Genomic DNA, 26,616 nt, shown 5'->3' with positions numbered 1-26,616 from the left:
GCAAGCCGGTGGTGACGATCGCCGACGTCAGGAACCGCCGTCGCCGTGGGTCGGCCCGGGCGGTTCGTGCTTCGTGGTGGTCTACGCCGCGCGGAACGCGGGCCGGCGCCCGGAGCCGGCATCGTTCGAGGACGCGCCCCTGCCCGGCGGGCGGGCCAGGGGAACCGGGTACGCGGTACGGAGTCGTACGTCACACCGGGCCCGGGACCGAGGTGACGTACGTCTCCACGGACGTCGCCCAGCACCTCTGCCAGCTGGACGAAAACCTGTTCCGCCACCTCGAAGTGACCGCGACTTCCGGCCCGTACCGCGTCTCGGAGGGAATCCTCCCCGTCCGGGCGGTCGGCGACCGGACGATCGAGAGGCGCGACCGGTCCGAGTACCCGTCCACCACGTGGGCAAACGATTGGACACGTCGGCCGGGGTCCCCCGCATGATGGAAGGGCCCCGGCCGCCCGGGCACAGGAACGCACGTCATCCAGAGGAGTCGCCGTGAAGGTAGGAATCGTCGGAGCCACCGGTCAGGTCGGCACGGTCATGCGCAGGATCCTCGCGGAGCGGAACTTCCCGGTGACGCAGCTGCGCCTGTTCGCCTCGGCCCGCTCGGCCGGGACGGTGCTGGACGGCGTGACGGTGGAGGACGCGGCGGCGGCCGACTACACCGGCCTGGACATCGTGCTCTTCTCCGCGGGCGGCGCGACGTCGAAGGCGCTGGCCGAGAAGGTCGCCTCCCAGGGCGCCGTCGTGATCGACAACTCCTCCGCGTGGCGCAGGGACCCCGAGGTCCCGCTGGTCGTCTCCGAGGTGAACCCGCACGCGATCGCCGACCGCCCCAAGGGCATCATCGCCAACCCGAACTGCACCACCATGGCCGCCATGCCGGCCCTGAGGGTGCTGCACGAGGAGGCCGGTCTGGAGGCGCTGATCGTCGCCACCTACCAGGCGGTGTCCGGCTCCGGCCTCTCGGGCGTGGCCGAGCTGCACGGCCAGGTGCAGAAGGTCGCCGCCGAGGCCGACCGGCTCACCCACGACGGCGCGGCGGTCGACTTCCCCGAGCCGCAGGTCTACAAGCGCCCCATCGCCTTCAACGTGCTGCCCCTCGCCGGAAACGTCGTCGACGACGGTTCCAACGAGACCGACGAGGAGCAGAAGCTGCGCAACGAGTCCCGCAAGATCCTGGAGATCCCCGCCCTGAAGGTCTCCGGCACCTGCGTGCGCGTCCCGGTCTTCTCCGGCCACTCCCTCCAGGTCAACGCCCGTTTCGCCCGGCCGATCAGCCCCGAGCGCGCGACCGAGCTGCTCGCGGGCGCCCCGGGTGTCGCCCTCTCCGACATCCCGACCCCGCTGCAGGCGGCCGGCCAGGACCCGTCGTACGTCGGCCGCATCCGGCGCGACGAGACGGCGGACAACGGCCTGGCCTTCTTCGTCTCCAACGACAACCTCCGCAAGGGCGCCGCGCTGAACGCGGTGCAGATCGCGGAGCTGGTCGCGGCGGAGCTGTCCGCCAAGTAGGACACCCGGCACTCCAAAAGGGGCGGTCACGCGCGCGTGGCCGCCCCTCCGCGCCGTCCGGCTCAGGTCCCGCGCACCTCGTACAGGAAGCAGCCGTACTCCACCGCCCGCACGTGGACCAGCGCCACCTCCGGGTCGGCGAACGCCTCCGCGAAGGCGGCACGCGTGCCGGCCTCGTCCTCGACCAGGCGGCCGCCGAGGATGCGGCCGGCGGCCGAGTAGCGGCGGACCGTGCGGTGGGCGTTCGTGAAGGGCAGGGCGGCGCCGGCCGCCGGGCCCGGGCAGTCCCCGGCATGGATGAAGACGGGGCCCTGCTCGTCGTAGGCGCCCGGATCGACGCCCGTGCCGGCCGCCCAGCGGCGCAGCGGCGCGTACGAGACCAGGGCGATGCGCTCGCCGGGCTCGCCACGGCGCAGGCAGCAGCGCAGCGGGGCGCCGCCCTCCTCGTCCGTCACGGGGACCGGGGCGCGCCCGGCGTCGTCGCGGGTGCGCAGCTCCCGGAGGACCTGCGCCGAGAGCGGTCGCGCGGTGTATGCCGTCGTGGTGGTCGTCATGGAGCCAGCGTCGCGCGCGAGCGGGCCGTCGTCCGGCGGGAAACGGACATCGCGCCGCAGGTGAATCTGGTGGAGGGATCGGGGTGGGTCCATGGAAGGATGACGCAACCGACACATAACGAGGAGATGACCGCGTGCCTGGCACAAACCTGACTCGCGAAGAGGCTCAGCAGCGGGCGGAGCTGCTCACCGTTGACTCGTACGAGATCGAACTCGACCTCTCCGGGGCGCAGGAGGGCGGTACCTACCGGTCCGTGACCACGGTGCGCTTCGACGTCGCCGGCAACGGCGGCGACAGCTTCATCGACCTGGTGGCCCCGGCCGTCCACGAGGTGACGCTCAACGGGGACTCGCTCGACCCCGCGGAGGTCTTCGCGGACTCCCGGATCGCGCTGCCGGGTCTGCTGGCGGGGCGCAACATCCTGCGCGTCGTGGCCGACTGCGCGTACACCAACACCGGCGAGGGCCTGCACCGCTTCGTCGACCCGGTCGACGAGCAGGCCTACCTGTACACCCAGTTCGAGGTGCCGGACGCCCGCCGCGTCTTCGCCTCCTTCGAGCAGCCCGACCTGAAGGCGACCTTCCAGTTCACGGTGACGGCGCCCGAGGGCTGGACGGTGATCTCGAACTCGCCGACGCCGAAGCCCGAGGACAACGTCTGGACGTTCGAGCCGACGCCGCGCATCTCGACGTACGTCACCGCGCTGATCGTCGGCCCGTACCACTCCGTGCACAGCGTGTACGAGAAGGACGGCCAGTCCGTGCCGCTCGGCATCTACTGCCGCCCCTCGCTGGCCGAGTTCCTGGACGCGGACGCGATCTTCGACGTGACCCGGCAGGGCTTCGACTGGTTCCAGGAGAAGTTCGACTACGCCTACCCGTTCGCGAAGTACGACCAGCTCTTCGTGCCCGAGTTCAACGCGGGCGCGATGGAGAACGCGGGCGCCGTGACCATCCGCGACCAGTACGTCTTCCGGTCCAAGGTGACCGACGCGTCGTACGAGGTGCGGGCCGCGACGATCCTGCACGAGCTGGCCCACATGTGGTTCGGCGACCTGGTCACCATGGAGTGGTGGAACGACCTGTGGCTGAACGAGTCGTTCGCCACCTACGCCGAGGTGGCCTGCCAGGCCGCCGCGCCCGGCTCGAAGTGGCCGCACTCGTGGACCACGTTCGCCAACCAGATGAAGACCTGGGCGTACCGCCAGGACCAGCTGCCGTCCACGCACCCGATCATGGCGGACATCCGCGACCTGGACGACGTGCTCGTCAACTTCGACGGCATCACCTACGCCAAGGGCGCGAGCGTGCTCAAGCAGCTCGTGGCGTACGTCGGCGAGGACGAGTTCTTCCAGGGCGTGCAGGCCTACTTCAAGCGGCACGCGTTCGGCAACACGCGCCTGTCGGACCTGCTCGGCGCCCTGGAGGAGACCTCCGGCCGCGACCTGAAGACCTGGTCGAGGAAGTGGCTGGAGACCGCCGGCATCAACGTGCTGCGCCCGGAGATCACCACCGGCGCCGACGGTGCCATCACCTCCTTCGCCGTCCGCCAGGAGGCGCCGGCGCTGCCGGCCGGCGCCAAGGGCGAGCCGACCCTGCGCCCGCACCGCATCGCCGTCGGCCTGTACGACCTCGACGAGGCCACCGGCAAGCTGGTGCGCACCGAGCGGATCGAGCTGGACGTGGACGGCGAGCTGACGGCCGTGCCGCAGCTGGCCGGCCGGCGCCGCCCGGCGGTCTTCCTGCTCAACGACGACGACCTGTCGTACGCGAAGGTCCGCCTCGACGAGGAGTCGCTGAAGGTCGTCACCGAGCACCTCGGCGACTTCGAGGCGTCCCTGCCGCGCGCCCTGTGCTGGGCGTCCGCCTGGGACATGACGCGGGACGGCGAGCTGGCCACCCGCGACTACCTCTCCCTGGTGCTCTCCGGCGTCGGCAAGGAGTCCGACATCGGCGTGGTGCAGTCGCTGCACCGCCAGGTGAAGCTGGCGATCGAGCTGTACGCCGACCCGGCCGCCCGCGAGGCCCTGCTGACCCGCTGGACCGACGCCACGCTGGCCCACCTGCGCGCGGCCGAGCCGGCCGGTGACCACCAGCTGGCCTGGGCGCGGGCGTTCGCGGCGACGGCGCGCACCCCCGAGCAGCTGGACCTGCTGGAGGGGCTGCTGGACGGCACGCAGACCATCGAGGGTCTGGCCGTGGACACCGAGCTGCGCTGGGCGTTCGTGCAGCGGCTCGCCGCGGTCGGCCGGTTCGACGAGGCCGAGATCGCGGGCGAGTACGAGCGGGACCGTACCGCCGCCGGTGAGCGGCACGCGGCCACCGCGCGCGCGGCCCGTCCCACGGCGGAGGCCAAGGCCGAGGCCTGGGCGTCGGTCGTGGAGTCCGACAAGCTGCCGAACGCCGTGCAGGAGGCCGTGATCGGCGGCTTCGTGCAGACCGACCAGCGCGAGCTGCTGGCGCCGTACACGGAGCGGTACTTCGAGGTCGTCAAGGACCTCTGGGACTCCCGTTCGCACGAGATCGCCCAGCAGATCGCGACCGGCCTGTACCCGTCGGTCCAGGTCTCCGAGGAGACCCTGGCCAAGACGGACAGCTGGCTGGCCGCGGCCGAGCCGAACGCGGCACTGCGCCGCCTCGTGTCGGAGTCCCGCTCGGGCATCGAGCGGGCCCTGAAGGCCCAGGCGGCGGACGCGGCCGCCGAGTAGTACCGGTAGGCCGGGTAGTACCGGTAGTACGACGCGGACAGGGCGCCCGGTGTCTCACCGGGCGCCCTGTCGTCCGCCTGCCGGCGGCCGCCGGTGTGCGCCTACCGTCCCTGGGCCGCCAGGACCGCCGTGCGGTCGTGGCCGCTGCTCCCGCCGGGTCCGGCCGGCCGGCGCGCGCCGGCCGGCAGCTGGCCCGCCAGCGTCGCCGTGAACGCGAGGGTCATGCCTGCCAGCTGCGCGGCGGTGAGTTCCTGGCCGAGGGCCGCCCAGCCGACGACGGCGGCGGTGAGCGGGGAGAGCGGGCCCAGGAAGCCCGCCTGTGTGGCGGTGAGCCGGCCGATGCCCCGGAACCAGAGCCAGTAGGCGAGGGCCGTGTTGGCCAGGGCGAGGTAGAGGTAGCCGGCGGTGGCACGGCCGTCCAGTGCGGGCGGGGCGCCCTCGGCCAGGAGGGCCAGGGGCGCGATCAGCAGGCCGCCCGCGGTGAGCTGCCAGCCGGTGAGGGCGAGGGGGCTCACCCCGTCCGGGCGTCCCCAGCGCTTGGTCAGGACCGTCCCGGCCGCCATGGAGGCGGTGGAGGCGGCGGCGGCGAGCACGCCGACGGTGTCCAGGGCGCCGGCTCCCCTGAGGACGACGAGGCTGACGCCGAACGCGGCGGCGGTCCCCGCGGCGAGCGTCCGCGCGGCCGGCCGCTGCCCGAGCAGCGGCACGGAGAGGCCGACCACGAACAGCGGCCCGAGCGAGCCGACGACCGCGGCCGTTCCACCGGGCAGCCGGTACGCCGCCACGAACAGCAGCGGGAAGAAGGCGCCGATGTTCAGCGCGCCCAGTACCGCCGCCTTCGCCCACCAGGCGCCGCGGGGCAGCACGCGGGTGACGGCGAGCAGCGCCAGACCGGCGGGCAGGGCGCGGGCCAGGGCCGTGAACAGGGGGCGGTCCGGCGGCAGGAACTCGGTGGTGACGGCGTAGGTGGTGCCCCAGGAGACCGGGGCGAGAGCGGTGACGGCCGCCAGGGCGGCGGGGCGGGTGGCGCGGACGGCGGTCATGGGAGACATCCTTCGGGAGACGAGCGAATGAATCACTGGCAAGTAGCTTAACTCTAAGCTACTTAGCGTCAAGTCCCTTTCTTGCGGCCGATCGGAAGGGGGCGGATACTCGGCCCATGCAGCAGCAGGAGGAGCGGCGGACGGACGCCGTCGACGCGATCATCGGCCAGTGGGCCCGGGTGCGGCCCGACCTCGACACCAGGGCGATGGAGGTCTTCGGCCGTGTCTTCCGGCTCGCGCGCGCCATGGGTGACCGCATGGAGAAGGCCTACGAGCCCTACGGCATCTCCCGGGGCGAGTTCGACGTGCTGGCCACCCTGCGCCGGGCAGGCGAGCCGCACACCCTCTCCCCGCGCGAGCTGTCGGCCACGCTCATGCTCACCACGGGCGGGATGACCGGACGCCTCGACAAGCTGGAACGCGCCGGGCTGCTGCGCCGCTCACCCGACCCGCACGACCGGCGCGGCCTGCGCGTGACGCTCACCGAGGAGGGGCTGCGGCTGATCGACGAGGCCGTCGGCGCGGGACTGGCCGAACAGCGGGACGCCCTGGACGCCCTGGACGCCGAACAGGCCGGCCGGCTGGCCGACCTGTTGCGGGACTTGCTGGCGGGGACCGCGAAGTAGCCCGGCCGGGCGGCGCGGCCCGGCAAACACCGAGGGCGCCCGCCCCGTCCGGTTACGGCGTGTGCGCGTACCGGCGGGAGGCAAGGCGCCCCGGCGCGAGGAACTGCGGTCCGGTCAGGCCTTGGTCGCCTGGGTGCCGGACTTCACGGTGATGTTGGACGAGGTGTCGTCCTTCTTGGCCTGGGACTTGCTCAGCACCATGACCAGGCCGGCGATGACGGCGAACAGCGCCACCGGGAGCAGCACGTAGAGGCCCAGCGTCTCGGCGACGCTCAGGCCGGTGCCGGGGTCGTCGCCGTCGTCGCGCGCCAGCGCGAGCGCGGGGGACGACATGAGCAGCATCATCAGCGTCGTACCGGCGGCCAGGGCGCCGGCGCGCAGGGCGTTCTTCTTGTCCACGGAAATCAAGTTAGCGAACGGACGACGGGGCCGCGCGCCCGGGGTCCCCTAGCGATTACCGCCGCCCTCCCGGAGAACCCCCTCCCGCAGGACCTCCAGCAGTGCCCGCACCCGTCCGGAAGCCGTCAGCTCCTCCAGCGGCAGGGGGCGACCCTCCCGGTCCGCGATCGGCAGCCGCCAGTTCGGGTACTCGTCCCACGTGCCCGGCAGGTTCTGCGGGCGCAGGTCGCCCACGCCGTCCGGCAGCCAGACGCCGATCAGCCGGGCCGGGGTGCGCAGCAGGAAGCGGTGCAGGGCGCGGATCTCCTCCTCCTCGTCGGAGCCGGGCGGTCCGGGCGCCGGGCTGTCCAGCAGCCCGAGGCTGCCCAGCAGGGCGAGCCACTCCGCGGCGTCGGCGGTGGCCTCGGCGTGCTCCTCGGCCGCCGTGCGGGTCAGCAGGCCCAGCCGGTCGCGCAGGTCGACGTGGTCGCCGGTGAGCCGGGCGGCGGTGGGCGGCAGGTCGTGGGTGGTGGCGGTGGCCAGGCAGTCGGCGCGCCAGCGCTCGGGCGGCAGCGGGCGGCCGTCGCCCTCCCAGTCCCGCTCGAACCACAGCACGGAGGTGCCCAGCACCCCGCGCCGCTGCAGCGTCTCCCGCACGCCGGGCTCCACGGTGCCCAGGTCCTCGCCGATGACGACCGCGCCGGCGCGCGTGGCCTCCAGGGCGAGGAGGGCGAGCATGGCGTCGGCGTCGTAGCGGACGTAGGTGCCTTCGGTGGGCGGGCTGCCCTGCGGCACCCACCACAGCCGGAACAGGCCCATGACATGGTCGATGCGCAGGGCGCCGGCGTAGCGGAAGAGGGCGCGCAGCAGCTCGCGGTAGGGGGCGTGGCCGCAGGCGGCGAGCCGGTCGGGGCGCCAGGGCGGCAGGCCCCAGTCCTGGCCGCGGGCGTTGAAGGCGTCCGGCGGGGCGCCCACCGACGTGCCGGCGGCGAACACGTCCTGCTGCGCCCAGGCGTCGGCGCCCACCGGATGCACCCCGACGGCGAGGTCGTGCACGATCCCCACGGGCATGCCGGCCTCGCGGGCGGCACGCTGGGCGGCGCGGAGCTGGCCGTCGGTGAGCCAGGCGAGCCGGGAGTGGAAGTCGACGCGGCCGGCGAGTTCGGCGCGGGCACGGGCGGTGGCGGCCGAGCGGGGGTCGCGCAGACCGTCGGGCCAGCGGTGCCAGTCGGAGCCGTGGATCTCGGCGAGGGCGTTCCAGGTGGCGTGGTCGGTGAGGGCCTGGCCGTGGGCGGCGCGGAAGTCGTCGTAGGCGGCCTGCCGGCCGGGGCCCGGGGGAACGGCCAGGACCAGCTCCAGGGCCTCACGCTTGAGCTCCCAGACGGCGTCGCGGTCGATGAGGGCGCCCTTGTCGAGGACGGTGGCCCGCAGCCGCCGCGCGCGTTCCAGCAGGGCGTCCAGGCGCTCGCGGTCCTCGACGTGGGCGAACTCGGGGATCTCCTCGATCCGCAGGTGCACGGGGTCGGGGAAGCGGCGGGAGGAGGGCCGGTACGGCGACGGGTCGGTCGGGGCGCCGGGCACGGCGGCGTGCAACGGGTTGACCTGGACGAACCCCGCGCCCGCGGTGCGCCCGGCCCAGCCGGCCAGCTCGGCGAGGTCGCCGAGGTCGCCCATGCCCCAGGAACGGCGGGAGAGCAGGGAGTACAGCTGGACCAGCAGGCCGTAGGAGCGGCCGGGCGGGGCGGGCAGCCGGGCGGGGGCGACGACGAGGTGGGCGCGGCCGGTGCGGCCGTCGGGCGCGTGGGCGGTCAGCCGGTGGACCCCGGGCGGGAGGCCGGCGGTGCCGTCCTGTTCCGGCCCGTCCTCCGTCGTCACGCGCAGCCGGGTGCCGGCGGGCAGGGCGGCGAGGGCGGCGGGCGGCTCCGCGCCGGCCCACTGGACCACCGTCGGCGGCAGCAGGCGCTCGCGCAGCTCGCGGTCCCGTTCGGCGAGCGCGGCGCGTACGGCGTGCGGGGTGCCCGCGTCGACGTCGAGGGCTGCCAGGGCGGCGATCACCGCGGAGGCGGAAACCGTGACGGTACGGTCCGGCGCCGGGCTGTAGGAGGTGGCGACCCCGTGCAGCCCGGCGAGCCGGGTGAGGTCCGCCGCGAGGTGCCCGTCGGGCGCCGCGGCCATCTACGGCTCCGGTGTGAAGGAGTCCGGGACCGGGTCGGACTCGCTGGTCAGTGGGGCGGCCTCGGCGAGCGGGGGCTCACTGGTCAGGGGCTCGGCGTCGGGCAGCGGCGGCTCGCTGGTCAGCGGCGCCTGCGTGTACGCGCCCTCCGCGCTGAAGGCGCACGGCCGCGCCTGGTCGGTGTCGGCGGACTGCTCCGCCACGGGTTTGCACTGGGCCGGGAACATGAGACGAGCCGGTGCGGCCACGAGGGGCCTCCTTGTCGGTCGGTCGGTCGTGCGCGGACCGTCGGCGGGCCGGTTGACGCGGTGCGCCGGACGGTGCGGATCTGGGCGGGTCACGGCAGCCCTACCCCGTAACGGCGTCGGCACTCGCCACCGCTCGCGGAGCACCTGAAGGGATGGTCGTGATCCGGAGCCGGTCCGGTGAGCGATAGAGAGGGTGTGAGACTGTTCCGCCCCGTGGGGGGCCAGCGGAAGAAGGACGACGGTGCCGGCGGCGACGCGGCGCTGTTGCGGGCCGTCGCCGCGGGGGACGCGGCCGCGATGGCCACCCTGTACGACCGGCACGCGGGATGGCTGCACGCGCGGCTGACGCGGCGCTGCGCCGATCCCGAGGTCGTGCGCGAGGTGCTGCAGGACACGTTCGTGACCGTGTGGCGGTCGGCGGACGGGCACCGCGGGGAGGACGCCGGCGGCTGGCTGTGGACGATCGCCGCGCGCCGCCTGGTCGACGCGCGGCGGGCGCAGGAGCGGGTCGCGCGGTTCGCGGGACCGCCGCTGGAGCCCGCCTGTCCCGGCCGGTACGAGCCCGCCGCCGCGCCGTCGGCGGAGGACCGGGTGCTGGCGGGCCTGGAGTACGGCGACGTGGGCACCGCCCTGGACCGCATCTCCCCCGAGCTGCGCGAGGTGCTGCGCGCGACCGTCGTGGACGGGCTCAGCACCCGCGAGGCGGCCCGGCTGCTCGGCATACCCGAGGGCACGGTCAAGTCCCGCGCCCGGCGCGCCCGCGCCGAACTGCGGGCGGCACTCGACCTGCTGAACCCGTCCCCGCTGGGAGGCACGGCATGACGAAAGGCAACGCGAACATCTGGCACGTGGGCGACGACCTCGCGGCCCGCTATGCGCAGGGGGTGCTGCCGGAGCCCGACGCGTGGTCCCTGGAGAGGCACGTGGAGTCCTGTACCGCCTGCGCGTCCCGGGTGTCGGCCTCGGTGCGCGGCACGGCGGCCGGGGCGGTGCTCACGCAGGTGCGGGACGCGGTGCTGGCGGCGCTGCCGGAGACGTCGCGCGCCTTCGCGGAGGCCGGGGCGCCTCGCCCCGCTCTCCCGTCGGCGCGCGCGGGCGCGCCTCGCGGGCCACTCGCGCCCCCCACGGCCTCCCGGTCCGCCCGGCTGCTGTGGGCCGCCGGGCCCGCCGTGCGCGGGGCGTGGCTGCCCGCGGTGCTCGTCGTGGCCGCCGGCGCGCTGGCCCTCTCCTACGGGGCCGGGCTCCCCGGCGCGCGGGCGCTGCTGCTGGCGCTGGCGCCGCTCGTGCCGCTCTCCGGGGTCGCGCTGTCCTACGGTCCGCACTCCGACCCCCTGTACGAGGTGGCCGCGGCCACCCCGGGCGGCGGGCTGCGGCTCGCGCTCACCCGTACGGCCGCGGTGCTGGCGGTGAGCCTGCCGCTGCTGACCTTCACCGGTCTGCTGCTGCCCGCCTCCGGCGCCCCGGCCGCCGCGGCCTGGCTGCTGCCGGGGCTCGCGCTGGTGCTGGGCTCGCTGGCCCTGGCCTCGTTCACGGGGTGCCGGGCGGCGGCACTGCTGACGGGGGGCGGCTGGCTGTGCGCCGTGCTGGCCCCGGTGCCCGCCGCACCGGGCGGCGCGTTCACCGCCCGGCTGGCCGAGCAGCTGTCCCGCTGCCTCGACGGCGTCGGCGCGCAGGGCGCGTGGGCGGGGGCGGCCGTGCTGAGCGCGGCCCTGCTGGCGGCCCGCCGCCCCGCCTACGACCGACCCCTGCGCTGACCGGCCGGGCCCACCCGGACCCTCCCGGGCTTCCCGGCCCTACGAACCACCATCACCGCCACCGCCACCGACCGGCGGTGCGCCTTCCTGGAGAACCCTTGACTTCCATACGTGTGACCGGCCTCAGGGTCCGGCATCGCAGAACCCTCGCGCTCGACTCCGTCGACCTGGACCTCGGCACCGGCGTGCACGGGCTGCTCGGCCCGAACGGCGCCGGGAAGACCTCCCTGATCCGGGTGCTGGCCACGGTGGCCCGGCCGGACGCAGGCCGGGTGGAGCTGCTCGGCGAGGACGTCGCCGACCACCGCGGCCGGACCGGGGTGCGGCGCCGGCTCGGCTACCTGCCGCAGGAGTTCGGCTACTACCCGGGCTTCACCGTGCGGGAGTTCGTCGCGTACGTGGCCTGGCTGAAGGAGGTGCCGGCCGCAGGGGTCCCGGCCGCCGTGGAGCGGGCCGTGGCCCGGGTGGGACTCGCCGACCGCATCGACGCCAAGGTCAGGACGCTGTCGGGCGGCATGGTCCGCCGCGTCGGCATCGCGCAGGCCATCGTCAACGACCCCGGTGTCCTGCTGCTGGACGAGCCGACCGCCGGGCTGGACCCGGAGCAGCGCGTGGAGTTCCGCGAGCTGCTGCGCGAGCTGGGCGGCACGGCGACCGTCGTGGTCTCCACCCACCTGGTGGAGGACGTGGCCGCCGCCTGCACGGAGGTCACCCTGCTGGCCGGGGGCCGGGTCGCCTACCGGGGCACGCCCGGAGAACTCACCCGGCTCGGCGCGGACACGGACGGCCCCGGCGACCACCCCATCGAGCGCGGTTACACGGCCGCGCTGCGCGCCCACCGCGCGCACGGGACGCGGGAGGCGGTCCGATGACCGTCGCGGCCGCACCGAAGGCGGCCGTCCGGGCCCCGCACCCGCTGCGCGCCGAGACGGTCCGCGGCTTCGCCCCCTTCGCCGGGGCCGCCGTGACGCTCACCCTGGGCGCGATGCTGGCCGCCTCCTCCGCCCGCTGGCAGGGCGGCTGGGCGGAGACCGCCGCGGAGGTGCACGGCGCCCTGCTGATCAGCGTGCCGCTGGCGGCCGCCGCGGGCTGCTGGCAGGGCGGCCGGGAGCGGCGGCGCGGCACCGAGGAGCTGTGGCGGACCGTGGTCCGCACGCCGCTCGTCCGGTTCCTGGCCTCGGCCCTGCCGGTCGCGCTCTGGGTGGCCGCCGGCTACCTGGTCACTGTCGGCCTGGCCCTGCTCGCCACCTGGTCCTGCGCCCGGGGCGACGGGCCCCGGCTCGCCCTGCTGCCGGGGGACACGGTGACCATGGCGGCGGCCGCGCTGACCGGGCACGTGGTGGGGCGGGTCGTTCCCACGCGGCTGGCCGCTCCGCTGCTGGCGATGGCCGGGTACGTGGTGCTCGGCACCCTGACGGCGGCCCACTCGGGCGGCGCGTCCTTCCTGAACCCGGCCCTCCCCGTGGCGGCGACCGAGGTGCCGGTGTGGTGGCTGCCCTGGGTGACGACCGGGTGGACGGGCGGCCTGGCCCTCGCCGCCGGGCTGGCGTACGCCGCCCGCCGCCGGGTGACGGCGGTGCTGCCGCTGGCGGCCGCCGTGGCCGCGGGCGCGCTGCTCGTGCAGACCGGGGACGGCCTGCTGCACGCCGACCCGCTCGCCCGGCGTCAGGTGTGCGACACCTCCGTCGCCCCGGCGGTCTGTGTCAACGCCCGGTACCCGGACCTGCTCCCGCAGGTCACGAGCGCTCTGTCGGGGGTCACGGGCAAGCTGGAGGGCGTCCGGAACCTGCCGGTGCGCTGGGCGGACCGGGCCGGGCGCCCGCGGGCGCACGAGGCCCAGCTGCCGATGCTGACGCCGCTCGGCTGGTACGTCGTGCGCGGCCGGCTGATCGAGCGCGAGGAGTTCGCGTGGGAGGCCGTGCAGATGCTGAGCGGCAGTGACTGTCCCCCGGAGGAGCTGACCGACCGCGTTCTCGTCGCGGACGACGCCGTGAGCAGTTACCTGGCGCCGAGCCCGCTGCAGAAGGAGATCGACCGGGACGACGCCGAGGGCGACGCGGCGCAGCGCGCCCAGCTGCGCGAGCGCCGGGCCGCCCGGGCCCGGCTGGCCGGGATGGGCGCGCGCGAGCGCCGGGAGTGGCTGTCGGCCTACTTCGCGGCCCGCGGCGACTGCGGCGTGAAGGGGGTGCCGTCCCTGTGACCGGTCCCCTCCTGTACGCCCGCTCCCGTGCCCTGCCCCTGACCCTCGCCGCGCTCGCCGGCACGGCGGCCTTCGCGGTGTGGGCGGCCGGCCGGCTGGACGCCTACCTGGACCCGGAGCGCCGGGTGCCGATCGTCGCCCTGGCGCCGCTGCTGGCGTCGGCGGTGATCGGGACGAGCCTGTACAGCGCGTCGGACGAACTGGACCGCACCGCGGTACGCCCGTGGTGGCCGCGCCGGCTGGCGCAGGTGGCGGGGCTGGCCGCGCTGGCCGCCCTGCTGGTGACCCCCGCCGTGCTGGGCCACGCGGACACCTTCGGGGCGCCCTCCGTGGTGCGCAACACGCTGGGCTGCACGGGGATCACCGCGGCGGCGGCCGTCCTGCTGGGCGCCCGGCTGAGCTGGCTGCCCGCCTTCGGCTACGTGACCGCGGTGTATTTGGGCTCCCACGGAACGCGCTGGGGCGCGGCCTCGGTGTGGGCGTGGCCGATGCAGCCGGGCACGCAACCGGGGGCATGGGCGGCGGCCATGACGGCGTTCGCGCTGGGCACGGCCCTCTACGCCGTCCGCGGCGCCCGCCCGGAGCGGGCACGCGGCTGAACCCGGGGCCGGCCGATGGCCGGCCCCGGAGACGACCGGGGCCCGGATCGGCTACGCGGAGATGCCGTCGATCCGGGCCAGGGCGTCGTCCGCGCCGTACGGCTGCAGGTAGGGCAGCCAGCGCGGGTCCCGGTGGCCGGTCCCGATGATGCGCCAGGCCAGGCCCGTCGGCGGAGCCGGTTTGTGGCGCAGCCGCCAGCCCAGCTCGACGAGGTGGCGGTCGGCCTTGACGTGGTTGCAGCGGCGGCAGGAGGCCACCACGTTGTCCCAGACGTGCTTGCCTCCGCGGCTGCGCGGAATGACGTGGTCGACGCTGGTTGCGACGCCACCGCAGTACATGCACCGGCCGCCGTCGCGGGCGAACAGGGCCCGCCGGGTGAGAGGAACGGGCCCCCGGTAGGGAACCCGTACGAATCGCTTGAGCCGGACCACGCTGGGTGCCGAGACTGTGACGGTCGCGCTGTGCAGGTAGGCGCCGGATTCCTCGAGGGAGACGGCCTTGTTCTCCAGGACGAGGACGAGCGCGCGGCGGAGCGGTACGACGCCGAGCGGCTCGTACGACGCGTTGAGGACCAGGACGTGCGGCACGGGTGCCTCCTTGGGCGTCGGCGGCGCGTGGCTCGCGCCGGGACGATCTGCAGTCAGTCTCCCCTCATGCCTGGCGCGGGCGCCACCATGTCCCGGTAACGGGCTGGGAGTGTTTTCGACCACACCTGATGCGTCCCCAGGATCACGGCCTGTTCAAGCCGGGGTGAGTCCCGTCTCTCGTGGGCGCCTCCTTGCCGGATCCGTGCGGGGCGCACACGATGCCCCGTTAGTGTGGTGGTCCTGTCCGTCCGGTGACCTTTTCGTGACCTTGACCGCCCGCCGCACGGACCGCGCAGCACCTTGGAGGTACCTGTCGTGTCGTCCTTGCCCGCCGCCCTGCCGGCCGCCGGTGCATCGCCGTCCCCGTCGCCGTCGCCCTCGGGCTCGACCGCCCCGGCCGTGCCGACGCTCCAGGACGCGCAGGAGAGCGCGACGAACGCGGCGAGCTGGGTCGAGCAGAACTGGTCGACGTGGCTCGCGATGGGGCTGCAGATCCTGCTGGTCGTGGTCGTGGCGGTGGCGCTGAGAGCGGTGGTGCGACGGGCCATCACCCAGCTGATCGACCGGATGACCCGGACCGTGCAGGCGGTGGACGGCGGCGGCGCGCTGGGCGGGCTGCTGGTCAACGCCGAACGGCGCCGGCAGCGGGCCGCGGCGATCGGCTCGGTGCTGCGCTCGGTGGCGAGCTTCCTGATCCTCGGCACGGCGGCGCTGATGGTGCTGTCGACGTTCAAGATCAACCTGGCGCCGCTGCTGGCGTCGGCCGGTGTGGCCGGTGTGGCGATCGGTTTCGGCGCCCGCAACCTGGTGACGGACTTCCTCTCCGGTGTCTTCATGATCCTGGAGGACCAGTACGGCGTCGGCGACACGATCGACGCGGGCGTGGCCTCGGGCGAGGTGATAGAGGTCGGGCTGCGGGTCACCAAGCTGCGCGGCGACAGCGGTGAGATCTGGTACGTCCGCAACGGCGAGGTGAAGCGGATCGGCAACCTCTCCCAGGGTTGGGCGACGGCCGGGGTGGACGTGACCGTGAAGGCGAGCGAGGACCTGGACCGGGTCAAGGCGACGCTGGACGAGGTCGCCGAGAAGCTGAGCAAGGAAGAGCCCTGGAACGAGCTGCTGTGGGGTCCGGTGGAGGTGCTGGGCCTGGAGAGCGTGCTCATCGACTCCATGGTGGTGCGGGTCTCGGCAAGGACCATGCCGGGCAAGTCGGTGACGGTCGAGCGGGAGCTGCGCTGGCGCATCAAGCGGGCGTTCGACGCGGCGGACATCCGCATCGTGGGCGGGGCGACGGCCGTGGAGGACGTGGCGGGCGGCCCCGACCCGACGGCGGCGGTGGCGGCCCCCTCGGTGTACGCCAACGCGGACTCCCCGCAGGTGGCGGCCACGGCCCCGATCGCCACCCAGCGCCCGGCGCCGCCCGGGAAGTAGGGACACGAGCGGAACGGTTCAGCACACTCGTTCGAGTGAACGACCGGGGCATCCGGCGCGCCGTGCGCACCGGGTGCCCCCGTCGTTCTGCCGGGGCGGGCCCTGTGACCTGCCGGAACCGCCCCGTGCACATTCGTGATCATGGTTCGGGTGTGGATCGCCTTCACAGGAACCCCCCGTTCCCTCCACGCCCGGTGATCGCTTAAGGTCACGTCCACATCGGGCCCTTGTTCTGGAGCGCGACGCCGCCCGGGGGCCCGGTCCGAATGTGGGGATACATGCGAAAGCTCGCCATAGGCGCCGCCCTGTCCGGCGCCCTGGCTCTGGCCGGCCTGGCCGCGCCCGCCGCCTCGGCGGCCGGTACTCCGGACCTGAAATTCTCCGGCGTGACCGCGAACAAGGGCAAGCCGGTCGTGGTCGGCACCGCCAAGGTCGTGACGGTGCCGGTCTCCTACACCCTGACCCGGCCCAAGGACCTGGTCATCGACCAGGAGAAGACCATCCAGGCGGTGATGCTGTACCGCGGCACCCTGAGGGCGATGGACAACGACCTGGGCCCCCAGGTGCCGCCCGTGTGCACGCAGACCGCCACGACCGACACGACGGTCACCGAGAGCTGCACCGAGAAGATCCCCGTCGACCCCGCCGAGTCGCTGTGGGACGCCGCCGACGCCACCACCTGGAAGGCCGCAGGCCTCTTCGCGCACAGCGACGGCTCCGCCTCGGACGACTACATGCACGCCGAGAACGACATGACCGCCTGGGGCAACCTCGCCACCGTCAAGTTCCAGCGCGCCGCCCAGCTGACCGTGAACGCCGCCCCCGAGCCCGCCGTCAAGGGCAGGACGCTCACCGTCACGGGCAAGCTGACCCGGGCCGACTGGGAGCTGGGCCGGTACGCCGGTTACCAGGCGCAGCCGGTCGTCCTGCAGTTCAAGGCGGACGGCGGCTCGTACGCCAACGTCAAGACGATCACCTCCGGCACCGGCGGCGCCCTGTCCACCACGGTGAAGGCCGCGAAGAGCGGCACCTACCGCTTCGTGTTCGCCGGCACCTCCACCACGGGCGCCAAGACGTCCGCCGGTGACCACGTGACCGTCAGGTAGTCACCCCGGGCCCGCCCCGGGCCTACCGCCGACGCCCCCGAGGCAACGACTCCGTCGCCTCGGGGGCGTCGTCTCTTGACGCCCCCTTCGCCCTGGGCTTACGTTCCTCCCACCCCGATAGGAAAGTTTCCTAACAGTGGTCGCGGGCACCGATGATCAAGGCTGGACGCCGGGCCCGGGCCGCTGAGAGGCTGGGCGGCTGGAAGGGCAGGTGTCGACCCCATGGCTGGAACCGCCGGTACGCCGGGCACCCCGCGCGTGCTGCGCGCCATGAACGACCGCGCCGCCCTCGACCTCCTGCTGGAGCACGGCCCGCTGTCGCGCGCCCGGATCGGCAGGCTCACCGGCCTGTCCAAGCCGACCGCCTCCCAGCTGCTCGCCCGCCTGGAAGCGGCCGGGCTGGTCCGGCTCACCGGCACCAGCGAGGGCAGGCCGGGCCCAGGCGCCCAGCTGTACGCGGTCGACCCGCACGCCGCGTACGCCGCCGGCCTCGACGTCACCCCGCACCGCATCCGAGCCGCCGTCGCCGACATCACCGGCCGCACCGTCGGCGAGCACGAACTGCCCACCCCGGGCCGCACCCGGCCCGTCGTCCAGCAGGTCACCGACGCCCTCGACGGCGCCGTGAAGGCGGCGGGGCTGACCCGCCGCGACGTGCACCGGCTGGTCATCGCCACCCCCGGCGCCTTCGACCCGGGCACCGGCCGGCTGCGCTACGCCTCCCACCTGCCCGGCTGGCACTCCCCCGCGCTGCTCGACGAACTCGCGGCGGCACTGCCCATGCCGGTCGAGTACGAGAACGACGTCAACCTCGTCGCCATCGCCGAGCAGCGGCTCGGCGCGGCCCGCGGCCACACGGACTTCGTGCTGCTGTGGAACGAGGAGGGCCTCGGCGCCGCCCTGGTCCTCGGCGGCCGGCTGCACCGCGGCTGGACCGGCGGCGCCGGCGAGGTCGGCTTCCTCCCGGTGCCGGGCACCCCCCTGGTGCGCCAGGTGACCAAGGCCAACAGCGGCGGCTACCAGGAGCTGGCCGGCTCCCAGGCCGTACCCGCGCTGGCCCGCGAACTGGGCCTCGCGGACGTGCCGTCGGGCCCGCACGCCGAGGCCGCGGCCGAACTCGTGGCCCGCGCCGCCGATCACCCGACCGGTCCGTACCGGGAGCTGCTGCGGACCTACGCGACCCGGCTGGCCACCGGTCTCGCCTCGCTCGTCTCCGTCCTCGATCCCGAACTCGTCGTCCTCAGCGGCTCCGCCCTGACGGCCGGCGGCGAGGTGCTGCGCGCCCTCGTCCAGGCCGAGCTGGAGGAACTGGCGGCGGCCCGCCCCCGGCTGGTCGTCGGCGACGTGCGCGAACACCCCGTCCTGCGCGGCGCGCTCGAGTCCGCGCTCGCCGCCACCCGCGACGAGGTCTTCGACACCTCCCGCTGAGACCCGCCCCCGACCGGCACCACCACGGCACCACCACTGCACCACCCCGGCACACCACGGCACACCACGGCACACCACGGCACACCACGGCACACCACGGCACACCACGGCACACCACGGCACCGAACAGCACCTCGGCAGCACCTCCCCCTCATTCACCCCGCCCCAGGGAGACCTCGCCATGCCCGAAGCCATACCCGCCCTCGCCCGGAAGACGGCTCTCGCCCTGACCGCGTCGCTGGCCCTGCTCGCCACCGCCTGTACCGGCCGGTCCGGCGCCGGCGCCACCGACGACGCCACCAAGGAGACGACGATCAACTTCTGGCACGCCTGGAGCGCGCCGAACGAGGTGAAGGCGGTCGAGTCGCTGGTCGCCGGCTTCGAGAAGGAGCACCCCAACATCCACGTGAACGTCGTCGGCAACATGACCGACGACAAGATCAACCAGGCACTGCGCTCCGGCGGCGGCAGCGCACCGGACGTGATCTCCTCCTTCACCACCAACAACGTCGGCAAGTTCTGCTCCTCGGGCGCGCTGGTGGACCTGGACCCCTTCTTCGAGAAGTCGCGCATCGACCCGGAGAAGACGTTCCCGAAGCCGATGAACGAGTACACCCGGTTCGAGGGCGACCGCTGCACGGTGCCGCTGCTCGGTGACGCCTACGGGCTGTACTACAACAAGACGGCGTTCGCGAAGGCGGGCATCGCACACCCGCCGAAGACGTGGTCCGAGTTCGAGGCGGACGCGAAGAGGCTGACGATCCCCCGGGGCGACGGCTACCGGCAGCTCGGCTTCATGCCGGACTACCACGGCTGGGAGTCCACCACCGAGCACTACTTCGCCCAGTTCTCACCGACGTACTTCGGCAAGGACGGCAAGTCCCGCCTCGCCTCGGACCCGGCCTTCGAGAAGGGCTTCGCGCTGCAGAAGCGGCTGGTCGACGAACTCGGCGGATTCCGGAGGCTGGAGAGGTTCCGGGCCACCCTCGGCGACGAGTGGGGCCCCAGGCACCCCTTCCACACCGGCCAGGTCGCCATGCAGCTAGACGGCGAGTGGCGGCTCGGCATGGCCGAGGACGCGAAACCCGGGTTCGAGATCGGCGTCGCCCCGCTGCCGGTGCCGGACGACCAGGCCGGCCAGTACGGCAAGGGCTACATCACCGGCACCATCACCGGCATCGCCGCCACCAGCCACAAGCAGAACGCGGCCTGGGAGCTGGTGAAGTACATGACCACGGACACGGACGCGGTGGTCGGCTTCGCCAACCGCATCCACAACGTGCCCTCCACGCTGGCCGCGCTGAAGTCCCCGAAGCTGAGGCACGACCCCCGGTTCAAGACCTTCCTGGACATCGCCGCCGACCCCCGCTCCACCACGACGCCCGCCTCCGTCAACGGCGGTGTGTACCTGGTGACCATCCAGCAGTTCGGCTACGACTACGAGAGCGGCAAGGTCACCGACCTGAGGGACGGGCTGAGAAAGACGGCCGCGCAGATCGACACCGACATCGCGCAGGCGGAGTAGTCCATGGCCACGCCCACTCTGGCGGCCAAGCGCCGGCGGGCGGCGCTCCGCACCCTCGCCTTCATGTCGCCCTGGCTGATCGGCTTCGCGGTCTTCTTCGCGTACCCGCTGATCTCGACGGTCTACTTCTCCTTCATGCACTACGACGGCTTCCGGTCGCCGACGTGGAGCGGCGGGCAGAACTGGGCCTACGTCTTCGAGCACTACCCGCTGTTCTGGCCCGCCCTGCGCAACACCCTGTGGCTGGTCGTGGTGCTGGTGAGCCTCCGGGTGGTCTTCGGGCTCGGCGTCGGGCTGCTCATCACGAAGATCAAGACCGGGACGGGTGTCTTCCGCACCCTGTTCTACCTGCCGTACCTGGCCCCGCCGGTCGCGGCGACCATGGCCTTCGCGTTCCTGCTCAACCCCGGCACGGGCCCGGTGAACTCGGTCCTGGAGAAGGCGGGCATGACGGCCCCCGGCTGGTTCAACGACCCCGCCTGGTCCAAGCCGGCCCTGACCCTGCTGGCCCTGTGGGGCGTCGGCGACCTGATGGTCGTCTTCATGGCGGCCCTGCTCGACGTGCCGGCCGAGCAGTACGAGGCGGCGCAGCTGGACGGCGCCTCGGCGTGGCAGCGCTTCCGGTACGTCACGCTCCCGAACATCTCCCCGATCGTGATGTTCGCCGTCGTCACCGGCGTGATCCAGACCATGCAGTACTACGCACAGCCGCTGATCGCGGGGAAGGTCGCCTCGGGCGTGATCCAGGGCGCGGGCACCCAGTTCGAGCCCGGCTACCCGGACAGGTCCACGCTCACCCTCCCCCAGCTCGTCTACAACCTCGGCTTCCAGCGCTTCGACTACGGCTCCGCCTGCGTGGTGGCGCTGGTGCTCTTCGCCCTGTCCATGGTGTTCACCGCGACTCTGATGCGGCGCCGGGGCGGTCTCATCCAGGCAGGTGACTGACGATGACCCAGGTACTGGAGCAGCCGGTGAGGCCGGCGCCCCCGCTGCCGTACGGCGCCGGACGCGCGGCGCGCCGGCGCGCCCTGCTGGAGTGGGTCGCGGTCCACTCCCTCGGAGTCGCCGCCGCGCTCTTCTTCACCCTCCCGTTCGTGTTCGTGTTCCTGACCTCGCTGATGAGCGACAGCCAGGCGCTCAGCCGGGACCTGGTCCCGCACACCTGGGAATGGGGCAACTACCGGAAGGTCCTCGACACCCCCGGCTTCCTGACCTGGTGGCGGAACACGCTCCTCTACGCGGGCCTCGGCACGGCCTTGACGGTCGTCTCCTCCGTCCCCGTGGCGTACGCCCTCGCCAAGTTCCGCTTCCGGGGCCGCGACCTGTCACTCATGCTGGTGATCTCGATGATGATGCTGCCCCCGCAGGTGGTCGTCATCCCGATGTACCTGTTCTGGGCGAAGCAGCTGGACCTGTCCGGCACGCTGTGGCCGCTGATCGTGCCGATGGCGTTCGGGGACGCCTTCTCCGTCTTCCTGCTGCGGCAGTTCCTGATGACGATCCCGAACGAGTACGTCGACGCGGCGAAGGTGGACGGCTGCGGTGACCTGCGGACGCTGCTGCGGGTGGTGCTTCCGATGGCGAAGCCGGGCATCGCCGCGGTGGCCCTGTTCCAGTTCTTCTACGCCTGGAACGACTACTTCGGCCCGCAGATCTACGCGTCCGAGAACCCCGGCGCCTGGACCCTGAGTTACGGCCTGGAGTCCTTCAAGGGCGCCCACCACACCGACTGGAACCTCACCATGGCCGCCACGGTGCTGGTCATGGCCCCCGTGATCCTCGTGTTCTTCTTCGCCCAGAAGGCGTTCGTCGAGGGCGTCACGCTCACCGGAGTGAAGGGTTAGGACACATATGAAACTCACCGTGGTCGGCGGCGGCTCGACCTACACCCCCGAACTCATCGACGGCTTCGCACGCCTCAGGGACACCCTGCCCGTCGGGGAACTCGTCCTCGTGGACCCGGCCGAGGACCGCCTGGAACTGGTGGGCGGCCTGGCCCGCCGCATCTTCGCCAGACAGGGCCACCCCGGCCGGATCGTCACGACCGGCGACCTGGACGCGGGCGTGGACGGCGCCGACGCCGTGCTGCTCCAGCTCCGCGTCGGCGGGCAGGCGGCCCGCGAGAAGGACGAGACCTGGCCGCTGGAGTGCGGCTGCGTCGGCCAGGAGACGACCGGCGCCGGCGGCCTGGCCAAGGCCCTGCGCACGGTCCCGGTGGTGCTGGACATCGCCGAGCGCGTCCGCCGCGCCAACCCCCGTGCCTGGATCGTCGACTTCACCAACCCGGTCGGCATCGTCACCCGCGCCCTGCTCCGGGCCGGGCACCGTGCGGTCGGCCTGTGCAACGTGGCGATCGGCCTCCAGCGCAAGTTCGCCGGCCTGCTGGGCGTGGCCCCGGCGGACCTCCACCTCGACCACGTCGGGCTCAACCACCTCACCTGGGAGACCGGCGTCCGGCTGGGCGGACCGGAGGGCGAGGACGTCCTGCCCGAGCTGCTCGGCGAGCACGGCGGGACGATCGCCGGCGACCTCCGCCTGCCCCGCCCGCTCCTGGACCGCCTCGGCGTCGTCCCCTCCTACTATCTGCGCTACTACTACGCGCACGACGAGGTGGTGCGCGAACTGCGCACCAAGCCCTCCCGCGCGGCCGAGGTCGCCGCCATGGAGCGCGAGCTGCTGCGGATGTACGGCGACCCGTCGCTGGACGAGAAGCCCGCGCTGCTCGCCCGGCGGGGCGGGGCCTACTACTCGGAGGCGGCCGTGGACCTCGCGGCGGCCCTGCTGGGCGGAGGGGGCAGCCCGTACCAGGTGGTGAACACGCTCAACCGGGGCACGCTGCCGTTCCTCCCCGACGACGCGGTGATCGAGGTGCAGGCGGCCGTCGGCCCAGCAGGCCCCGCGCCCCTGCCGGTCGCCGCCCCGGACCCCCTGTTCGCCGGTCTGCTCGCGAACGTCACCGCGTACGAGGACCTGGCCCTCGGCGCGGCGCTGCACGGCGGCCGGGAGCGGGTCTTCCGCGCGCTCCTGGCCCACCCGCTGATCGGGCAGTACGAGTACGCCGAGACCCTCACCGACCGGCTCGTCGCACACAACCGGGAGCACCTGGCGTGGGCCTGACCGCACCGAAGACCGCGTGTGTCCTCGCCGTCGACGCGGGCAACAGCAAGACCGACGTGGCCGTGGTGACCGCCGCCGGCGAGGTGCTGGCCACGGCCCGCGGCGGCGGCTTCCGCCCGCCCGCGGTGGGCGTGCGGGCGGCACTGGACGCCCTGGCCGATCCGGTCGCGCGGGCGTTCGCCGAGGCGGGCGTGGAGTCCGTCGCCCATGTCTCGGCCTGCCTGGCCAACGCCGACCTGCCCGTGGAGGAGGAGCTGCTGGCGGACCGGCTGCGGGCGCGCGGCTGGGGGGCGTCGGTGGAGGTCCGCAACGACACGTTCGCGATCCTGCGCGCGGGCGTGGCCGAGCCCCGGGGCGTCGCGGTGGTGTGCGGCGCCGGCATCAACTGCGTGGGCATGCGGCCCGACGGGCGCACCGCCCGCTTCCCGGCGCTCGGCCGCATCTCCGGCGACTGGGGCGGAGGGTGGGGACTGGCCGAGGAGGCGCTGTGGCTCGCGGCCCGCGCTGAGGACGGGCGCGGGGCGCCCACGGCCCTGTCCCGCACCCTGCCCGCGCACTTCGGCCTGCCGACCGTGTACGCGCTCGTCGAGGCCCTGCACCTGGGGCGCATCGCGCAGGAGCGCCGTCACGAGCTGGCCCCGGTGCTCTTCGCGACGGCGGCCGGCGGTGACGCCCTGGCCGGCTCCGTCGTCGCCCGGCTCGCGGAAGAGGTCACGGTGATGGCCACGGTGGCCCTGACCCGGCTGGACCTTCTCGGCGAACGGACGCCGGTGCTGCTGGGCGGCGGCGTGCTGGCCGCGGGCCATCCCCAGCTGAACGGCGCCGTCCGCGACCTGCTCGCCTCCCGCGCCCCGAGGGCCGAGGTCCGCGTGGTCACCGCGAGCCCGGTGCTGGGGGCGGCCCTGCTGGGCCTGGACCGGCTGGGAGCGGGCATCGAGGCAGGTGAAAGGGCCAGGGGCCACTGGGAGAAGGCGCCCCGCTGAAGCGGCGCAGCGGCCCGCGCGGGGAACCGAACACATGCTCCCGGCGTGTTCATGAGCGGCGCACGCTGCGATCCGATCAAGATCCAGCGAAGGCCGGTGCGGATACCGGTCCGGACGACGATACTTGGCGGCGAACAGAAGACCATGGGGGAGGTCGAGTGACACACCCGCCGAAGAGCAGCGCGGCGCCACCGCTGCCGGGCCCCGCCGCCCCCGCGATCCCCCCTCAGCCGGGCCGGCCGGTGCCCGTGGTGCCGCCCGCCCCGCCCGCCCGCCGTACCGCCTTCGCCGAGGGCGTCGAGCGGGTGCGCGCCGCCGCGACCACGGAGCCCGGACGGCTGCGGATCATCGGAGCGGTGCTCGCCCTGCTGGTCGTCTCGTTCGGGGCCGTCACCGCCTGGCAGTCCAGTGAGCGGGCGGCCGCCGCCGACGACGTGCTGCACCGCAGCCAGCCGCTCAGTTCCGGCGCGGCCGGCATCTACCGCTCGCTGGCTGACGCCAACACGGCGGCCTCCAGCGGGTTCCTCGCGGGCGGTCAGGAGACGGCCGCCACCCGGGACCGGTACGAGAAGGACATCCGCAGCGCCGCCGCGGGGCTCGTGACCGCCGCCGCCAACGCCGAGCCCGGCTCGCCCTCGGAGGCGGCCATCACCCGGCTGAACCGGCTGCTGCCCGAGTACAAGGGCCTCGTCGAGCGGGCCCGGACCTACAACCGGCAGGGCTATCCGGTGGGCGGCGCCTACCTGCGGTACGCCAACGAGAAGATGCAGAAGCGGATGCTGCCGGCGGCGGAGGACCTCTACGCCAAGGAGAACCAGCGGCTCGACGCCGACTACGCCGATGCCACGCCCTATCCCTGGGCGGCCATCGCGCTCGGCGTGCTCGCGCTCGCGGCGCTCGGCTGGGCGCAGCACCGCACCTACCGGCACACCAACCGCGTCCTCAACCACGGCCTGGTCGCCGGCACCGCCGCCGCCGCGGCCGCGCTGCTGTGGCTGGTCGTCGGGCACGCGGTCGCCCGGTCGCAGCTGGACGGCTCCTACGACCACGGCATCCGCTCGCTGAGCGTCCTGCACGACGCCCGGATCGCCTCCCTGAAGGCGCGCGGGAACGAGAACCTCAGCCTGGTGGCGCGCGGCGCCGAGACCGTCACGGTCGACGGACAGCCGCGCGACGCCTACTACTACGACTTCGACAAGGACATGGCCGTGCTCGGCAAGGGGCTGACCAGGGCCGCGAAGCTCGCCGACGACCGGGCGGGCAGCACGCCGGTCGAGGCGGCCGAGGGCAACATGGCGGTGTGGAAGCAGCGCCACGCCTCGGCCCGCGCCGAGGACGAGAACGGCAACTACCAGCAGGCGCTGGAGAAGGTGATCGGCGCGAAGGGCGCGACCGGTGAGTGCTTCGACAGTGTCGACGCCAACCTCGCGCGGGCCATCGACCACGAACAGGCCCGGTTCCAGCGGGCCGCCGGGGACGGGCGGGACGCCATGACCGGCCTGCCGGTGGGCGCGGCCGTCCTCGCGGCGCTGGGCGCGGCCGGCGCCGTGGCCGGCATCGGGCGCAGGCTTTCGGAGTACCGGTGACAGGGGGCGGGGCGATGTACGCGACACGTGCACGGGCCTCCCTGCGGGGCTGGGGCGGGGTCGGCGCGATGGCGGTGCTGTGCGCGGTGGCGCTGGCGTTCGTCCTGCTGCTGCCGTCGACCCAGTCGCCGCCCGAGGCGGGGACGGCCGGCCAGCGGGCGGCCGTGGGCCGCCAGGCGCGCGCCGGGGAATGCCGGGACTCCGAGGCGCAGCAGCAGACGCTGTCCCCGTCGGGCGCCGACGGGGAGACGATCGACGCCATCAAGGCCCGTACCGGCGCCAAGCGCAAGCTGATCGTGGGCGTCGACCAGAACAGCTACCGCTGGGGCTACCGCAACCCGAACACCGAGGGCGCGGAGCTGGAGGGCTTCGACATCGACCTGGTGCACCGGATCGCCCAGGACATCCTCGGCGACGCGGACGCCGTGCAGTTCAAGGCGATACCGACCAGCCAGCGGATCACGGCGATCCAGGACGGGCGGGTGGACATGGTCGTCCGGACCATGACCATCACCTGCGACCGCCTGTCCCAGGTGGCCTTCTCCGCCCCGTACTTCAAGACCGGCCAGCAGGTGCTCGCGCCCAAGTCGTCCGCCGTCAACGGCTACGACGGCTCGCTCGCGCACAAGAGGATCTGCACGGCGGCCGGTTCGACCGCGTACACCAAGCTGGACGCCGACCGGAAGGCCGGGGACCTGCCCTCCTCCGCCGACATCTCCGTCACCGTGCCCAACCAGCTCGACTGCCTGGTGCGGCTGCAACTCGGCGAGGTGGACGCGGTGGTGACCGACGGCGCGCTCGCCGCGAGCCAGGCGGCGCAGGACCCGACCCTCGAACTCAAGGGCGCGGCGTTCACGACCGAGTACTACGGCGTGGCGATGAAGAGGGACGCCGACGATCTGGTACGCCGGGTGAACCACATACTGGTGGACTACCGCGCGCACGGCTGGCAGGCGTCGTACGACAAGTGGCTTTCGGCGACACTGGGGAAGGACTCGGCGGCCTCCGAGCCGCCCGCGCCGCGCTACCTGCGCACCAGCTGACATCCCGTATCCCC

The 26,616-nt window shown here is 73.9% G+C and carries 24 protein-coding genes; 18 read left to right on the top strand and 6 right to left on the bottom strand.

Translation table 11 applies throughout. From position 1 onward, the window contains the following. Positions 1-492 precede the first annotated feature (492 nt). A complete protein-coding gene (locus IE177_RS05725; protein ID WP_190013638.1) occupies positions 493-1,512 on the top strand; it encodes an aspartate-semialdehyde dehydrogenase in 1,020 nt (339 codons plus the stop codon). A 62-nt stretch (positions 1,513-1,574) separates the two neighbouring features. Here IE177_RS05725 and IE177_RS05720 read toward each other — a convergent pair whose 3' ends face one another. Then, complete coding sequence (locus IE177_RS05720; RefSeq protein ID WP_190013637.1) at positions 1,575-2,066, bottom strand: DUF1203 domain-containing protein; 492 nt, start codon at positions 2,064-2,066, stop codon at positions 1,575-1,577. Between the two features lie 134 nt (positions 2,067-2,200). Between IE177_RS05720 and pepN the strand changes: the two genes are divergently transcribed. After that, complete coding sequence (gene pepN / locus IE177_RS05715; RefSeq protein WP_190013636.1) at positions 2,201-4,774, top strand: aminopeptidase N; 2,574 nt, start codon at positions 2,201-2,203, stop codon at positions 4,772-4,774. Between the two features lie 101 nt (positions 4,775-4,875). Here pepN and IE177_RS05710 read toward each other — a convergent pair whose 3' ends face one another. Continuing rightward, positions 4,876-5,817 carry an EamA family transporter gene (locus IE177_RS05710; protein ID WP_190013635.1) on the bottom strand — a complete coding sequence of 314 codons (942 nt, stop codon included), beginning with the start codon at positions 5,815-5,817 and terminating at the stop codon, positions 4,876-4,878. A 116-nt stretch (positions 5,818-5,933) separates the two neighbouring features. Between IE177_RS05710 and IE177_RS05705 the strand changes: the two genes are divergently transcribed. Continuing rightward, positions 5,934-6,443 carry a MarR family winged helix-turn-helix transcriptional regulator gene (locus tag IE177_RS05705; RefSeq protein WP_190013634.1) on the top strand — a complete coding sequence of 170 codons (510 nt, stop codon included), beginning with the start codon at positions 5,934-5,936 and terminating at the stop codon, positions 6,441-6,443. A gap of 114 nt (positions 6,444-6,557) precedes the next feature. Here IE177_RS05705 and IE177_RS05700 read toward each other — a convergent pair whose 3' ends face one another. The 3 genes from IE177_RS05700 to IE177_RS05690 are packed head-to-tail and all read right to left on the bottom strand — an operon-like array spanning position 6,558 to position 9,242. Then, positions 6,558-6,842 (bottom strand): hypothetical protein, encoded by a 285-nt coding sequence (locus IE177_RS05700; protein WP_190013633.1) that lies wholly within the window; start codon positions 6,840-6,842, stop codon positions 6,558-6,560. A 48-nt stretch (positions 6,843-6,890) separates the two neighbouring features. Next, positions 6,891-8,996 carry a 4-alpha-glucanotransferase gene (gene malQ, locus IE177_RS05695; protein ID WP_190013632.1) on the bottom strand — a complete coding sequence of 702 codons (2,106 nt, stop codon included), beginning with the start codon at positions 8,994-8,996 and terminating at the stop codon, positions 6,891-6,893. Continuing rightward, on the bottom strand, positions 8,997-9,242 hold the full coding sequence (locus IE177_RS05690; protein ID WP_190013631.1) for a hypothetical protein: 246 nt from the start codon (positions 9,240-9,242) through the stop codon (positions 8,997-8,999). Between the two features lie 213 nt (positions 9,243-9,455). Between IE177_RS05690 and IE177_RS05685 the strand changes: the two genes are divergently transcribed. From IE177_RS05685 to IE177_RS05665, 5 genes are all read left to right on the top strand, one after another. After that, positions 9,456-10,064, top strand: coding sequence for an RNA polymerase sigma factor (locus IE177_RS05685; protein ID WP_190013630.1), 609 nt, complete (start codon positions 9,456-9,458; stop codon positions 10,062-10,064). Further along, entirely contained in the window at positions 10,061-10,996 is a 936-nt protein-coding gene (locus IE177_RS05680) for a zf-HC2 domain-containing protein (RefSeq protein WP_190013629.1), read from the top strand. The genes IE177_RS05685 and IE177_RS05680 overlap by 4 nt, the downstream gene beginning before the upstream one ends. 98 nt (positions 10,997-11,094) lie before the next feature. Continuing rightward, complete coding sequence (locus IE177_RS05675) at positions 11,095-11,868, top strand: ABC transporter ATP-binding protein (RefSeq protein WP_229815907.1); 774 nt, start codon at positions 11,095-11,097, stop codon at positions 11,866-11,868. Further along, entirely contained in the window at positions 11,865-13,196 is a 1,332-nt protein-coding gene (locus IE177_RS05670; protein ID WP_190013628.1) for a hypothetical protein, read from the top strand. The genes IE177_RS05675 and IE177_RS05670 overlap by 4 nt, the downstream gene beginning before the upstream one ends. After that, the gene (locus tag IE177_RS05665; RefSeq protein WP_190013627.1) at positions 13,193-13,795 is read left to right on the top strand and encodes a hypothetical protein; all 603 of its coding nucleotides are present in this window, start codon (positions 13,193-13,195) and stop codon (positions 13,793-13,795) included. The genes IE177_RS05670 and IE177_RS05665 overlap by 4 nt, the downstream gene beginning before the upstream one ends. A 51-nt stretch (positions 13,796-13,846) precedes the next feature. On the opposite strand, the gene IE177_RS05660 is transcribed toward IE177_RS05665, so the two are convergent. Next, positions 13,847-14,383 carry an HNH endonuclease gene (locus tag IE177_RS05660; RefSeq protein ID WP_190013626.1) on the bottom strand — a complete coding sequence of 179 codons (537 nt, stop codon included), beginning with the start codon at positions 14,381-14,383 and terminating at the stop codon, positions 13,847-13,849. A 315-nt stretch (positions 14,384-14,698) separates the two neighbouring features. Here IE177_RS05660 and IE177_RS05655 point away from each other — a divergent pair, with 315 nt between their 5' ends. The 10 genes from IE177_RS05655 to IE177_RS05610 all read left to right on the top strand — a co-directional run bounded on the left by IE177_RS05655 (position 14,699) and on the right by IE177_RS05610 (position 26,602). Then, the gene (locus tag IE177_RS05655; RefSeq protein ID WP_190013625.1) at positions 14,699-15,814 is read left to right on the top strand and encodes a mechanosensitive ion channel family protein; all 1,116 of its coding nucleotides are present in this window, start codon (positions 14,699-14,701) and stop codon (positions 15,812-15,814) included. Between the two features lie 278 nt (positions 15,815-16,092). Continuing rightward, positions 16,093-16,920: a hypothetical protein gene (locus IE177_RS05650; protein ID WP_190013624.1), complete on the top strand. Its 828-nt coding sequence runs from the start codon at positions 16,093-16,095 to the stop codon at positions 16,918-16,920. Positions 16,921-17,142: 222 nt separating this feature from the next. Beyond that, positions 17,143-18,348 (top strand): ROK family transcriptional regulator, encoded by a 1,206-nt coding sequence (locus IE177_RS05645; protein WP_190013623.1) that lies wholly within the window; start codon positions 17,143-17,145, stop codon positions 18,346-18,348. A 181-nt stretch (positions 18,349-18,529) separates the two neighbouring features. Next, entirely contained in the window at positions 18,530-19,873 is a 1,344-nt protein-coding gene (locus IE177_RS05640; RefSeq protein ID WP_190013622.1) for an ABC transporter substrate-binding protein, read from the top strand. A 3-nt stretch (positions 19,874-19,876) separates the two neighbouring features. Beyond that, complete coding sequence (locus IE177_RS05635) at positions 19,877-20,818, top strand: carbohydrate ABC transporter permease (RefSeq protein ID WP_190013621.1); 942 nt, start codon at positions 19,877-19,879, stop codon at positions 20,816-20,818. A 2-nt stretch (positions 20,819-20,820) separates the two neighbouring features. Continuing rightward, complete coding sequence (locus IE177_RS05630; RefSeq protein ID WP_190013620.1) at positions 20,821-21,717, top strand: carbohydrate ABC transporter permease; 897 nt, start codon at positions 20,821-20,823, stop codon at positions 21,715-21,717. Between the two features lie 7 nt (positions 21,718-21,724). Then, the gene (locus IE177_RS05625) at positions 21,725-22,990 is read left to right on the top strand and encodes a 6-phospho-beta-glucosidase (protein WP_190013619.1); all 1,266 of its coding nucleotides are present in this window, start codon (positions 21,725-21,727) and stop codon (positions 22,988-22,990) included. Continuing rightward, entirely contained in the window at positions 22,981-23,973 is a 993-nt protein-coding gene (locus IE177_RS05620; protein WP_190013618.1) for an N-acetylglucosamine kinase, read from the top strand. The genes IE177_RS05625 and IE177_RS05620 overlap by 10 nt, the downstream gene beginning before the upstream one ends. Before the next feature lie 158 nt (positions 23,974-24,131). After that, on the top strand, positions 24,132-25,559 hold the full coding sequence (locus tag IE177_RS05615) for a GlnX family signal transduction membrane protein (RefSeq protein WP_190013617.1): 1,428 nt from the start codon (positions 24,132-24,134) through the stop codon (positions 25,557-25,559). Between the two features lie 14 nt (positions 25,560-25,573). Beyond that, on the top strand, positions 25,574-26,602 hold the full coding sequence (locus tag IE177_RS05610; RefSeq protein WP_190013616.1) for a glutamate ABC transporter substrate-binding protein: 1,029 nt from the start codon (positions 25,574-25,576) through the stop codon (positions 26,600-26,602). The last annotated feature ends 14 nt before the right edge of the window (positions 26,603-26,616 follow it).

Origin of the sequence: Streptomyces lucensis JCM 4490 (assembly GCF_014650035.1) — a bacterium.
Taxonomy (GTDB): domain Bacteria; phylum Actinomycetota; class Actinomycetes; order Streptomycetales; family Streptomycetaceae; genus Streptomyces; species Streptomyces lucensis.
This window is presented reverse-complemented; position numbering and strand designations above follow the sequence as displayed.